General features: G+C 61.8%; 10 protein-coding genes. 6 read left to right on the top strand and 4 right to left on the bottom strand.

The annotated features are described in order from the left end of the window. The first annotated feature begins 121 nt into the window (after positions 1-121). Complete coding sequence (locus tag KUV45_RS14530) at positions 122-733, top strand: LysE family translocator (protein WP_222161945.1); 612 nt, start codon at positions 122-124, stop codon at positions 731-733. A 199-nt stretch (positions 734-932) separates the two neighbouring features. Here KUV45_RS14530 and KUV45_RS14525 read toward each other — a convergent pair whose 3' ends face one another. The 3 genes from KUV45_RS14525 to KUV45_RS14515 form a co-directional block, all read right to left on the bottom strand. Further along, positions 933-1,988: a spermidine/putrescine ABC transporter substrate-binding protein gene (locus tag KUV45_RS14525; protein ID WP_222161944.1), complete on the bottom strand. Its 1,056-nt coding sequence runs from the start codon at positions 1,986-1,988 to the stop codon at positions 933-935. A 252-nt stretch (positions 1,989-2,240) separates the two neighbouring features. After that, complete coding sequence (locus KUV45_RS14520) at positions 2,241-3,470, bottom strand: MFS transporter (protein ID WP_206942931.1); 1,230 nt, start codon at positions 3,468-3,470, stop codon at positions 2,241-2,243. A gap of 136 nt (positions 3,471-3,606) precedes the next feature. Beyond that, on the bottom strand, positions 3,607-5,328 hold the full coding sequence (locus KUV45_RS14515; protein WP_224851807.1) for a murein L,D-transpeptidase: 1,722 nt from the start codon (positions 5,326-5,328) through the stop codon (positions 3,607-3,609). Between the two features lie 345 nt (positions 5,329-5,673). On the opposite strand from KUV45_RS14515, the gene KUV45_RS14510 reads away from it, so the two are divergent. The 5 genes from KUV45_RS14510 to KUV45_RS14490 all read left to right on the top strand — a co-directional run bounded on the left by KUV45_RS14510 (position 5,674) and on the right by KUV45_RS14490 (position 10,365). Then, positions 5,674-6,429, top strand: a complete 756-nt coding sequence (locus KUV45_RS14510; RefSeq protein WP_374107041.1) for a murein L,D-transpeptidase catalytic domain family protein — start codon at positions 5,674-5,676, stop codon at positions 6,427-6,429. Between the two features lie 569 nt (positions 6,430-6,998). Then, positions 6,999-8,348 (top strand): MFS transporter, encoded by a 1,350-nt coding sequence (locus tag KUV45_RS14505; RefSeq protein WP_222161943.1) that lies wholly within the window; start codon positions 6,999-7,001, stop codon positions 8,346-8,348. Positions 8,349-8,553: 205 nt separating this feature from the next. Continuing rightward, on the top strand, positions 8,554-9,261 hold the full coding sequence (locus KUV45_RS14500; protein WP_206942935.1) for an SDR family oxidoreductase: 708 nt from the start codon (positions 8,554-8,556) through the stop codon (positions 9,259-9,261). A 45-nt stretch (positions 9,262-9,306) separates the two neighbouring features. Beyond that, positions 9,307-9,786, top strand: coding sequence for a peroxiredoxin (locus KUV45_RS14495; RefSeq protein ID WP_222161942.1), 480 nt, complete (start codon positions 9,307-9,309; stop codon positions 9,784-9,786). A 141-nt stretch (positions 9,787-9,927) separates the two neighbouring features. After that, positions 9,928-10,365 carry a GFA family protein gene (locus KUV45_RS14490; protein WP_222161941.1) on the top strand — a complete coding sequence of 146 codons (438 nt, stop codon included), beginning with the start codon at positions 9,928-9,930 and terminating at the stop codon, positions 10,363-10,365. 91 nt (positions 10,366-10,456) lie between these two features. Here the strand turns inward: KUV45_RS14490 and KUV45_RS14485 are convergent, their stop codons facing one another. Then, on the bottom strand, positions 10,457-11,863 hold the full coding sequence (locus KUV45_RS14485; RefSeq protein ID WP_224851809.1) for a phospholipase D family protein: 1,407 nt from the start codon (positions 11,861-11,863) through the stop codon (positions 10,457-10,459). Positions 11,864-12,207 lie beyond the last annotated feature (344 nt).

Below are 12,207 nucleotides of genomic sequence, written 5' to 3'. Positions count from 1 at the left end.
CAACCTGGAGCGAGCCCCTTGCGCGGAAACTTCCAGAAAAAAGCGAGCGGCCAGACTACCTTGAAAGGGTCGCCTGACCGCCTGCTTGCCGTCAACGCCCACCGGATGAAGGAGCGTCTGGATGTCGATCGACTTCCTGCTTACCAGTCTTGTCGTAGTGCTTGTCCCCGGCACAGGGGTCATCTATACCCTGGCGACCGGTCTCGAGCGGGGTGAGAAGGCTAGCCTGGCAGCAGCGCTTGGCTGCACGCTCGGCATTGTGCCATCCCTGGTTGCTGCTATCACCGGCGTTGCCGCCATCCTGCATACCAGCGCCCTGGCCTTTTCCGTGCTCAAGATCCTCGGCGTGATCTACCTGCTCTACATGGCCCTTTGCCTGTTGAAACAGGGGGGCGCCCTGGAACTCTCCGGCCAGTCCCCGTGCCAGCTATCGCTTGTCAGAATCGGTATCACCGGTGCCGTGATCAATGTCCTCAACCCCAAACTGTCGGTCTTCTTCCTGGCCTTTCTGCCGCAGTTCATCACCGCTGGAGAGAGCGTGTTCGAACAGATGCTCGGCCTCGGAGGCATCTTCATGCTGATGACCCTTATGGTCTTTTCAGCCTACGGGCTGGGGGCCGCCTGGATCAGACAACATGTCGAGCAACGTCCTGGAGTAATGACTGCCTTTCGGCGGTTGTTCGCGGGGACCTTCGTTGCCTTGAGTGCCAAGCTGGCTCTGGTGGAAAGATAACGGAGAGGCAGCTGCCGTCGCCCTCGCGACTTTTGCCGGAACTGTGTCCCAGGGCTGCCACGAGGGCATCAAGGCCAGGCAGTCGCAAGATGGCTGTAGAGGGGGCGGCGCCCCAGACGTTCTGGGCGCTAGCCTCCTCCATGTCCGAACCGAGCAATCGACGAGCACAGGCGCTTGCAGGCAGCTCCCCAGAAATACCTTAGCGCGAGCGCACCTCGGTCCATAGCTGTTGCAGCATCGTCAGTGCCTCGCCCTCGATCAAGGGGGTGGTCACGAGGTGGTCGCTGGCCGTCGCATCCAACTGGGACACCTCGCGCAGCGCTTCATCCACCATCGGCAGCGCGGCTTCATTTGGCGTCCTGTAGTACGCGTAGTTGGCTGCCTTGGCGGCGTTTTCCGGACGCATCATAAAGCTGATGAAGTCCTCGGCAAGCTCGGGATGTGGGGCTCGTGCGGGTACCACGAAGGTATCCACGCCAAGCTGAGCGCCTTCTTCCGGTGCGAAGAAGGCCAGGTCGCCGTAGATCTCGGGGGAGTCCGCCTTGCGGTAATCCACATCCCCACTGTAGGTCACCGCAATGGCGCTGACGCCGCGAGCGACCTGCTCCACTGCCGCCGTGCTATCGACAAAGCCCGTGAAGTTGTCACGCTCAAGGGTCTGACCGGCGAGCTTGGCGGCGTCGATCCAGGCCTCCTTGCCGGTACAGTCAAAACCGGCACCCTGGTAGGCACAGACCATACCCAACGACACCTGAGGATCGCCGCCCAGCAGGGCGAAAGGCTGATCCGGGTTGACCGCCGGGTCGAACAGCACGCTCCAGGACGTCGGCAGCTCCTCGAACACTCGAGTGTCATAGACGATCCCGGTGACGCCCCACAGGTAGGGCACACTGTAGCGCTCGTCGGGGTCATAGGAGGGATGGCGGAAGGCCTCCATCAAGTGCTCACGCCCCTGGATGCGCTCGCCATCCAACTCCCGCACCAGTCCCGCATCGATCAGTCGCGTCACGTAATAGTCGGTCGGCACCACCACGTCATACTGGGCGTCACCGCCGGCGGCCAGCTTGGAGAACATCTCGGCATTGGAGGTGAAGTAGTTCTGCACGACCTCGACCTCGAACTCCTGCTCAAAGGCCTCGATCAGGGCCGGATCCATGTACTCCGTCCAGTTGAACAGGTACAGCTTGTCATTGTCCTGCGCCATCACTCCAGTACTTGCCAGGCCCAAGGCCGCCAGTGCTATCCATCGCTGCATGATATTGCCTCGTTGTTATTCAAGGTGAGGTGTACAGATCAAGGTGTGGCAGATGGCAGCGTCGAAGATCGAGGACGTCGCCTCATCTCCACTGCATCGTCAACGTTATACTGCACCGCCGACCCCCTGCGGTATATCAGTCTTCACGAATTCTCTGATAACGACAACGGCACTCGGGCACTGGCCTCTCCTTCCCTCTCCTTGCCCGGCCGGATTCGGCCCCTGCTACGCAGCTACATTCAGCAGCTACACTCAGATGGCGGTTGCCGCACGCGGCTGGGCGGCGCTCTCGCGAATGGGCCAGTGCAACGCCATGGCGACAAGGCTCATGGCCACACCACTCCACCACAAGCCTGCATAGCTTCCGGTCGTCTCGTACAGCCACCCGCCCAGCCATACTCCCGAGAAGCTGCCGACCTGATGACCGAGAAAGACCACTCCATACAAGGTAGCCATATATCGGGTACCGAACATGGTCGCCACAAGACCCGTGGTCGGAGGCACCGTGGCTAGCCACAACAGTCCCATGACGCAGCTGAACACCCACACCGACCCCAAGCTGAGCGGCAGCAGCATAAACGCCGTGATTGCCACCGCTCGACCTGCGTAGATGGCGATCAGCACGCCGCGCATGGTGAACCTGCCCGACAACATGCCCGAGGCCAGCGATCCCACCACATTGCAAAGGCCAATCAGGCCAATGGACCAGGCAGCCACCTCAGGTGCGAAGCCTGCATCGGTCAGGAACGCCGGCATGTGTACCGTAATAAAGGCAACATGGTAGCCGCAGACAAAGAAGCCAATGGTCAGCAACCAGTAGGAAAGGTGGCCCCGCGCCAGCCCCAGGGTGGCGCGGAAGTCACGCTCGGCAAGCTCTGGGCTGACCTGGGCGGCGGCGGACGTGGCCCGGGACGAGGCCAGAGGCATGGCCAGCACCGCCATGGCCAGGGCCATCAGCGCCATGACATGCAGCGCCCCAGCCCAGCCAAAGGCACCGATCAACTGCTGGGCCACCGGTACCAGCAAGAACTGTCCCATGGACCCTGCTGCGGTACCGACGCCCAGCACCAGCTGACGCTGATGGGGAGCCACCGCTCTTGCCAAGGCAGGCAGCACGATACCGAAGGCAGTGCCTGCCACTCCTGCGCCTACCAGCAGCCCGGTACCCGTGTGCAGCGCCCACACCTCGGATACGCCGGCGGTCATCCACATGCCCGCGGCATACAACACGCTGCCGCCGATCAGCACCTTGACGTTGCCAAAACGGTCGGCCAGCCCGCCGGCCAGCACCGCGATGACACCCCAGGCAAGATTCTGAATCGCCAGGGCCAACCCCAGGGTATCTCGGCCCCAACCGTTGGCCTCGGTGATCGGCGAGACGAAGAGTCCAAAACTCGAGCGCAGCCCAAAGGACATCATCAGCAAGACACAGCCGCTGACAATCAACCACAGGCTGGAGGCGGGCAGACGTGGGAAAGACATGAAACAGGACTCGTCGACGGGTGAACCCAGATCATTACCCGTCTAACAAGTCACTGCAATACACCTTTTGCCGAGCCCCGAGAAACGTGGAAACACGCCCAAGGGGCCGGCAACAGACGATGTGTGCGCAGGGCCGCTACAGCACCACCGGAGCATCGAGTGCCGTGACCACTGCACGGTCACGGTTATAGATATCGGGCCTGAAGGCCAGGTGGCCATCGGCCTCCGGCTGCACGGTCCAGTAATTAAGCACCACGGGAATACGTCGCTGTAACGACACATTGCGGGTCTTGCCATCACCGATCAGGCGGCTGACGCTAGCCGACGTATTGGAGTCATCAAACAACAGCTGGGCGAGCTCAGCCACCCCTTCCACCCGAATACAGCCGGAGCTCAAGGCCCGCTGGGTACGGTTGAACAGCCCCCGTGAAGGGGTGTCGTGAAGGTAGACCAGATGGTCATTGGGGAAGCGAATCACCACCCGACCCAACGGATTGCGTGGTCCAGCTCCCTGGCGCAGCATCACTCCACCGGGGCTCGACCAGTTCACGGAATAGGGATCAAGGCGCTGGCCGGAGGAAGACAGGGCCACCATGTCCCGGCTCGCCAGATAACCTGGGTCGCGCCGCACCTTGGGCAGGATATCCTCACGATAGATGGTGGGAGGCACTGTCCAGGTCGGATTGAGGGTCAGGTGAGTGATCTCGGAGCGCAGGGTCGGCGTCCGACGGTAGGGCTGACCCACGACGATGCGAGATCGCCAGACGTTGCCATCGGGACGAAAGTAACTCAGCCGATACCCCGCGATATCCACCAGCACGAAGGACTCAGGCAAGCCATGCAGCAGCCAGCGTGCCCGTTCCAGGTTGGCGCGAATCTGGTCAATGCGGGTGCCCACGGTCATGTTGAGCGCGGCCTGGGTATTCGGTCCGACCACCCCGTCATCGGTCAACAGATGACGCCGCTGGAAGCGACGCACCGCTGCGGCCAGGGGCTCGTCGTAGACTTCCGCCTCGGGCGCTTGCAGATCAAGCTGCGGGTAGTGGGCAGTATCTGCCGCCATCACTTCCAGTTCACCGATCATCGCCAGGCGCTGCCTCAACAGCGCCACATCGGCGTCCCGGTCTCCCGGACGCAGCGGCGTTTCCCGTGCAGGCAAGAGCGGCCAGCCTCCCAAGCGCTCGATGTTGCGGTAGCGCGCCAGAGCCGAGCGCAGCTGGCGATAGGGCTCGAACGGAGGGCGTGCCATCTCGAGGGCGTCAGCAACATCGCCACGGTCCAGCTCACGGGAAAGCCTCACCAGGTCAAAGGCAGGGGGATCGACGTCCACTTCCCAGTCGTTATCGATCCTCAGCGGATCGACCTTGCCTCGCTGCAGGTGCGCCATGGCTGCCAGCAGCGTCTCGGTTGCCGTGACCTCAAAAGCCCCCGGTGTAGACAGGTCACTGGACTGAGCCTGGCTCAACAATGCCGCCGGCGCATAATCCTGCGGCGTCAGGCCATCGTCATCCAGGTCTTCCAGCGCCGCGACCAGGGCATCTACCCGCTCCATATCCGTCCACACAGCGCGCTGGCCACGCAGTCCATAGAAGCGCTGGGCCATCTCGGATGCGCCGATCAGGCGGCCCGCAAGTGGGCCTGGCACTACGCCGCCGACATCTTGCAACGCTTCCTCGACGCTTCCCCCTTCCGCCGTGGAGGATGCCGACGAAAGTCCCGTCGCGGCAGGACCCGTCTCGCCGGTGCCATCATCACCGTCTACTGCCGCCCACGCCGGAGACACCAGCATGGCGTAACAAAGTGCTGCGGCAATGCCCTTCCCTGGCATTAGCCGCCGTACCACATTTGGGTTAAACATGACCTGAACTCCCTGCAACTTGACGTCAATACTGGCCATCCCGGGCGGTATTGTCATAATAGAGTCGTCGGTACGGTATTCCACCGACCCGACCTGTTTTACAGCATGTGTCACGACGACAGCGTATCGTCATAAAGTTAAGCGTACCGCTTACACGACCTTACGTCATGACACCTTGCGACGCTGCGACAGCGATGGCGTGTCGCCTTGAGATAGCGCGATGCACCGAGGCCATGGCCGGCCACCGCAGCCTTTGTCTCTTGGCTCCTGTCACGACGCCTGCAGCAGAACAGCGAGCTACGATCACCACCGACGCCACTGTATGCCCTCGGAGCCTTGATGAGCATGTCGACCCATTGTTCAGCCCCCTACCATCGCATGAAGACACGTCTCACCCATGCTCTAGTATTGACCCTGTGCGCCATTTTTGCGGCTCCTGCCAGCGCTCAGGATTTTATTCGCGACGCCACCCGGGAGGACCACTGGAACCACAACTCCCTCGAGCAGACCCTGGCGCGCCTGGCACCCAAGGCCAACCCGGGGGTGCTAAGTCTCGCCGCTCGCGCCATCAACTGCGCTGATCCTGATGCAGAGCGCCTGGCCGTGATCGATTTCTCGCTGCCGTCCACCGAACGCCGACTATGGGTCTTCGACCTGAAGCAGCCCCGCCTGATCTTTCGCGAATGGGTGAGCCACGGCAAGAACTCTGGCGACGCCGTGGCCAGCATGTTCTCGAACATTCCCGAAAGCTATCAGTCGAGCATCGGACTGTTTCGCACCATGAACAGCTATGTCGGCAGCAATGGCTATTCCCTGCGCCTGGAAGGACTGGAGCCGGGGGTCAACGACAACGCCTACGACCGCGCCATCGTCATGCACGGTGCCGACTACGTCAGCCAGGAATTCATTGAGCGAACCGGTCGAATCGGTCGCAGCCACGGCTGCCCGGCAGTCCGCAACGAGGTCGCCGTGCCGCTGATCAACAGTATTCGCGACAACCAGTATCTGTTCACCTACTATCCGGACCAGCGTTGGCTGAACAGCTCCGCCTACCTGCGCTGCCCACGTCAAGATCAGCAAGTCGCTGCGCTGTCGCGCTGATGACGCCTGCCCAGGATGCCAACGGCACGGAGCCTCCGTGCCGTGGCTCTAGATGGCGCACGGGCCCACTTGTGCCACGTGACACCCACCTCGATCTGAAGCGCTATGCCTCTTCAGCCCTCCCTTCCCTCGCCTCCTTTTCCTCTTCCTTCTCCTCCTCTTCCCCTGCTCTACCTGCTCTACCTCCTCTACCCCACTGCAGCCAACAGCGACCATGGCATCTCGCCGAGCAACATCCACGTCATGGCGAGTGCGGTAAAGGCTCGGTTCAAGGCGCACAGCATCCCGCTGGGGGCACCTGCAAGGCGCACTCCGACCATACATGACGGCTAATGATGCACCGCATCGATGCACCGCGGGTCGCCACCCCCTGCACGCCAGCAGCGCAAAAAATCACAAACGACTGATTAGGCTGCGCTTATCCTTCATCGGCATTTCACTTGCTTCGCATCAACCAGTGTGTGCCGGACGTGGACCAGACCCCTCGGGGGTACGAGTGCGTCGGACCCGACCTTCAATGGCGAAGGCCAAACAAGTTCGCGTGTTCGTCCACCCTGGAGGACTGTTCCATGAATCTGCGCCACAAGGCCAACAGGATCCGCCTGTTTTCCTTCTCGACTCCGCAAATGCGAGCCTTCCACTTTTCCTGGTTCGCGTTCCACCTATGCTTTTTCGGCTGGTTTGGCATCGCCCCGCTGATGGCGGTGGTCAGAGACGACCTCGGCCTGACCAAGACCCAGATAGGCAATACGATCATTGCCTCGGTCGCCATCACGGTCATTGTCCGGCTGGCCATTGGCGTTCTGTGTGATCGCATTGGCCCTAGGCTGGCCTACACCTGGCTGCTATGCCTTGGCGCCCTGCCAGTGATGAGCATTGGTTTCGCCGACAGCTTTGAATCCTTTCTGCTGGCACGACTGGCCATTGGCGCCATCGGCGCCTCCTTTGTCATCACCCAGTACCACACGTCGGTGATGTTCGCTCCCAACGTGGTCGGCACCGCCAATGCCACCTCTGCCGGATGGGGCAACCTGGGGGGCGGCACCACCCAGATCCTGATGCCGCTGATCTTCTCTGGGCTGTTGATGCTGGGGGTCAGCGAGACCCTGGGCTGGCGATTGGCCATGGTCGTTCCCGGGGTAGTGATGTTTATCGCTGGACTCTGCTACTACCGCTTTACCCAGGATGCCCCCGACGGCAATTTCAAGGAGCTACGTGCCCGCGGTGAACTGGAGGAAGCGTCGGGAGAAGGCAGCATGGCCAGCACCTTCGGCGCCGCCGCTCGAGACATTCGCGTATGGGCACTGTTCGTCGTCTACGCGGCCTGCTTCGGCGTGGAGCTGACCATCAACAACATCGCCGCCATCTACTTCTTCGATAACTTCGACCTGACGCTGGCCACCGCCGGCATGATCGCCGGCCTGTTTGGCTTGATGAACCTGTTCGCACGTACCATGGGCGGTATCTTCTCGGACCTGTTTGCGCGCAACGCAGGGCTGAAGGGCCGGGTTCGCTGGCTTTTCATCGCGCTGCTGTGCGAGGGCGTGGCGCTGATGTTCTTCTCCCAGATGCACGTGCTGGCACTGGCCATCGGCATGATGCTGGTGTTCAGCCTGTTCGTGCAGATGGCCGAGGGTGCCACCTTCGGTGTGGTGCCTTTCATCAATCGGCGTGCTCTTGGCGCAGTGGCGGGGATCGTCGGTGCTGGTGGTAATGCGGGCGCCGTGGCCGCGGGATTCCTGTTTCGCTCCGAGACGATCAGCTATCAGCAGGGCCTGTTTTACCTGGGCGCCGCAGTGATCCTGGCCGCCCTGTGCGCCCTGCTGGTTCGGTTCAGTCCCGAAGTGGAGGCCGCGGAAGCGGCAGCCTACGAGGACGCTGCCCAGGGCGAGCGTGGCAGCGCATTGTCGTTACGCTGAGTCGTCCCGGCCCGCCCGCCTGGAGGCGCGGCCAACGTCACTGCATGACCGCCCGGCCTTGCGCCGGGCTTTTGCTGTGTCTCCTGGTCCTTGCGCTTGCCCTTGAAAGACGTCCCCTGTGCCCAGAGGTTTGCAACATGCGCCGGAGCCACGCATGCTGAAACGAGCACCGACGCGATTGGAGCCGAGCCACCAGGAGGATGCGATGCGAGAAGGAGTGTTGCTGATCACCGGAGCGTCCAGCGGCATCGGCGCTGCCACCGCACGAGCGGCATCGAGGGAAGGCTACCATCTGGTCCTTGCAGCCCGCTCCCAGGAAAGCCTGACGGCCCTTGCTCAGGAGCTTGGCCCCGAAAATGTATTGACCGTGGGCATGGACGTGACTGATCCCGAGGCCCAGAAGATGATGGTCGAGGAAGCGCTTGAGCGTTTTGGCCGCATCGATGCGGTATTTGCCAACGCGGGCCGAGGTGGCTCACCTGGCGGCTTCAGTTCGGCGGATCCGGAAACGTGGAAGGCCATGCTGATGACTAACGTGTACGGGCTTGGGCTGACCATACAGTCTTGCCTCCCTGCCCTGCGGCGCAGCCGGGGCCACCTGCTCCTTACCGGCTCTGCGGCAGGCAGAACCACTCTTCCTGGCTCCATGTACGGAGCGACCAAGTGGGCCGTTTCAGGCATCGGTTACAACCTGCGCGAGGAGCTTCGCGGCAGCGGTATACGCGTGACGCTGATAGAACCCGGCATGGTCGACACACCATTTTTCGACGAACCACCGGAGTACGCGCTGGAAGACCGCGATGTGGCCAACGCCGTGATGTACGCGATCTCCCAGCCGCGCCACGTGGACGTCAACGAGATTCTCGTGCGTCCCACCCCACCTCTGCAGGACGACATCACGGACGCTGATTGACGGTCCCTGCATCCCCCTTTTACTTCCCTGACCTGAGGTACTTTCATGACCATTGCCATCGGCGATCGCCTGCCAGATGTGACGCTCTACACCAACGGCGCCAAGGGGCCGGAAGCCATCTCTACCCGCGACGTGTTTGACGGACGCAAGGTGGTTCTGTTCGCCGTTCCCGGGGCCTTCACCCCCGGCTGCTCCAACACCCATATGCCTGGCTTCGTGGTCAATGCCGACAAGCTGCTGGAGAAGGTGGACGCCGTTGCCTGCCTGTCGGTGAACGACGCCTTCGTCATGGGCGCCTGGCAGCAGGATCAGAATGCCCAGGCGCTGACGATGCTTGCCGACGGCAATGCAGACTTCACCCGAGCCATCGGCATGGACAAGGACGCCAGCGGCGCCGGAATGGGCGTGCGCAGCCTGCGCTACGCCATGATCGTCGACGACGGCGTGGTGCAGTATCTGGGCGTGGATACCGAGCGCGGCGTGATTGAGGCGTCGAGCGCCGATACCGTGCTGGCCTCACTCTAGGACACCGCGACACCAGAGCGACGGGCGCTTGCAGGCCAGCTCTCATGGCCGGTAGGCGTCCGCATTCCGACGTCGGTCCAAACGTGCCCCACCACGTGCTTCTGCTAGGCTTGAGGCATCCCGCCTGCAGGAGCACGTGACATGAATACCGCATCAACGCCATCCCACCGCGTCAGTGGCAGCTGCCTGTGCGGTACCGTGACGCTCACGGTGCCACTGACCTCCTACCAGGTGGCCGCCTGCCACTGCCGGATGTGCAGAGTCTGGGGCGGTAGTCCGTTGTTCGCCGTGGAGCCAGCCGGCCCCATCGAGCTGGAGGGAGAAGACGCCATCACCGTCTTTGCCTCCTCGGAGTGGGCCGAGCGCGCCTTCTGTCGGCATTGCGGCACCCACCTCTTCTACCGTTTGAAAGACGGTCAGCACTACGCGATCCCGGCAGGGCTGGTCGATCAGGGACAGGACTGGCACTTCGACCACCAGATCTTCATCGACCAGAAGCCAGCCTGGTACCACTTTGGCAACCAGACTCAGGACATGACCGGCCAGGAGGTATTTGACGCCTTCGGCGGCGATGGCTGAATGACGCCCCTACCGCGGGGTCCCTTCACGCAAACGGCCAGCAGGGTGCTGGCCGTTGTTGCCGGTCAAACGCTATCCAGCCACAGTACCGTTACAACATCCACTCCACCGGCAAGATCGAGATCAGCGACACTGCCGCACGCCGCAACACCCCGACATTCGGCTCGCCCTCGTAACGCACCACCCCTTCCGGGGTGCGCTCGAGCCAGTACATGCTGCCGTCCTCGTCCAGCTTTACTTCATAGGCGTTGTCCAGCACGTCAGTGTTGAACACGCGCTCCATTTCCTGGGCGAGCTCGGGACTCTCGATGATAAAGCCCAGCTCGGTGTTGAGCCGCGCAGAACGTGGGTCGAAATTGAACGAGCCGACGAACAGACGATCCCCATCTACCGCGAAGGTCTTGGCGTGCAGGCTAGCGCCGGAGCTGCCGAAGGGGCCTGCCGCGTCGCTGCGCCCGGGCGCATCGGGAGCACGCTTCAGCTCAAACAATCTGACGCCGGCTTCCAGCAGTTCACGACGACGCTTGGCGTATCCCGCGTGCACTGCCGCCACATCAGTGGCCTCCAGCGCATTGGTCAGGATGGTGACCTCTACCCCACGGGCTTCAAGGTCGGCGAACATCTGAGTGCCTTTCTCTACCGGCACGAAATAAGGTGACACCAGGTGTACGGTGTCGCGAGGTGGCCCGAGCAACCCGCGAATGCGCCCTGTCAGCAGGTCCTCGTCATCTGCCAGCCCAAGCCCTTTGGCCGGATCGTCGCTGACCATCAAGGCATTGGCCCACACAAGCTCAAGGCTGCCCTCCCGAATCGACGACATGAACTGGCTGTCATCCAGAAGCTCCCGGTACTCCCTGGAATCGTCTGAGCCCATGGCGGCGGCCAGCGACTGCTCGAGCTGCGCCAGCCCTTCACGCCCCACCGAATCGATGACACGACTCGCCGGATACGACGACTGGCTGGCCCAGTAGCGATCGAAGTCAGCAGACACCTGCTCGACCACCGGGCCAATCGCGACCACATCGAGATCGGCAAACATCACGTTGTCACCCGCGCCAAAATACTCGTCACCGATATTGCGCCCACCGATGATGGTGGCCTGATTGTCTACGGTCAGCGACTTGTTGTGCATGCGGCGGTTGGCCCGTGAAAAGTCGGTCACGTAGCCAACCAGGCGTGGCGAGCGCACCACAAAGGGATTGAACAGCCGCACTTCGATGCTGGGGTGGGCGTCCAGAGCCGCCAGCTTGTCATCCAGGCCCGCCGTATTGGTGTCATCCAGCAGCAGTCGGACACGCACACCGCGATTCGCCGCATCCAGCAATGCCTGATACAGCATGGAGCCGGTGATGTCGTCGTGCCAGATGTAGTACTGCACGTCCAGCGTCCGCTCAGCCGACTCCGCCAACAGCAGGCGAGCGGCGAAGGCGTCGTGGGCATTGCGCAACGGATGGATGCCACTCTTGCCGGGATGAGCGTCAACATACGGGGACACCATTTCCCCTAGTGCCGTATGTCGTGCGTCATCAGTGGGCAGATAGCGTGTCTCGCTTCGCCCCTCCAATGACGGAAGGCCACTGCACGCCGTCAATGTGATAGCCGAAGCCAGTATCAGAACTGCCCTGAACGAGTGAAGCCACGCGCGCATGATGGAATCCGTGTGTCCTGTGTTGATCGGCACAGAATAGCGAAAGTCCTAAAAGTACGCCTCCATATCCCTCTCTCTAGCTCCAATCCACACCTACATCATTGAAAGTTACTTAAGGTCTTAGGACAAACTTAACAAATTCACACATTTGAGAAACCAAAGATAAAGAAAGAACCAAAAATTGACTTAGCTCA

Origin of the sequence: Halomonas sp. DP3Y7-2, assembly GCF_019800795.1 — a bacterium.
Lineage (GTDB): Bacteria > Pseudomonadota > Gammaproteobacteria > Pseudomonadales > Halomonadaceae > Halomonas > Halomonas litopenaei_A.
Note: the sequence above shows the minus strand (reverse complement) of the source record. Positions and strands in the feature narration are given on the sequence as shown.

What these genes read in the sequence shown, in the direction of transcription:
- KUV45_RS14530 (WP_222161945.1), top strand. Translation starts at nt 122, where the DNA reads ATGTCGATCGACTTCCTGCTTACCAGTCTTGTCGTAGTGCTTGTCCCC.
- KUV45_RS14510 (WP_374107041.1), top strand. Translation starts at nt 5,674, where the DNA reads ATGTCGACCCATTGTTCAGCCCCCTACCATCGCATGAAGACACGTCTC.
- KUV45_RS14505 (WP_222161943.1), top strand. Translation starts at nt 6,999, where the DNA reads ATGAATCTGCGCCACAAGGCCAACAGGATCCGCCTGTTTTCCTTCTCG.
- KUV45_RS14520 (WP_206942931.1), bottom strand. Translation starts at nt 3,470, where the DNA reads ATGTCTTTCCCACGTCTGCCCGCCTCCAGCCTGTGGTTGATTGTCAGC.
- KUV45_RS14495 (WP_222161942.1), top strand. Translation starts at nt 9,307, where the DNA reads ATGACCATTGCCATCGGCGATCGCCTGCCAGATGTGACGCTCTACACC.
- KUV45_RS14500 (WP_206942935.1), top strand. Translation starts at nt 8,554, where the DNA reads ATGCGAGAAGGAGTGTTGCTGATCACCGGAGCGTCCAGCGGCATCGGC.
- KUV45_RS14525 (WP_222161944.1), bottom strand. Translation starts at nt 1,988, where the DNA reads ATGCAGCGATGGATAGCACTGGCGGCCTTGGGCCTGGCAAGTACTGGA.
- KUV45_RS14515 (WP_224851807.1), bottom strand. Translation starts at nt 5,328, where the DNA reads ATGTTTAACCCAAATGTGGTACGGCGGCTAATGCCAGGGAAGGGCATT.
- KUV45_RS14490 (WP_222161941.1), top strand. Translation starts at nt 9,928, where the DNA reads ATGAATACCGCATCAACGCCATCCCACCGCGTCAGTGGCAGCTGCCTG.
- KUV45_RS14485 (WP_224851809.1), bottom strand. Translation starts at nt 11,863, where the DNA reads ATGGTGTCCCCGTATGTTGACGCTCATCCCGGCAAGAGTGGCATCCAT.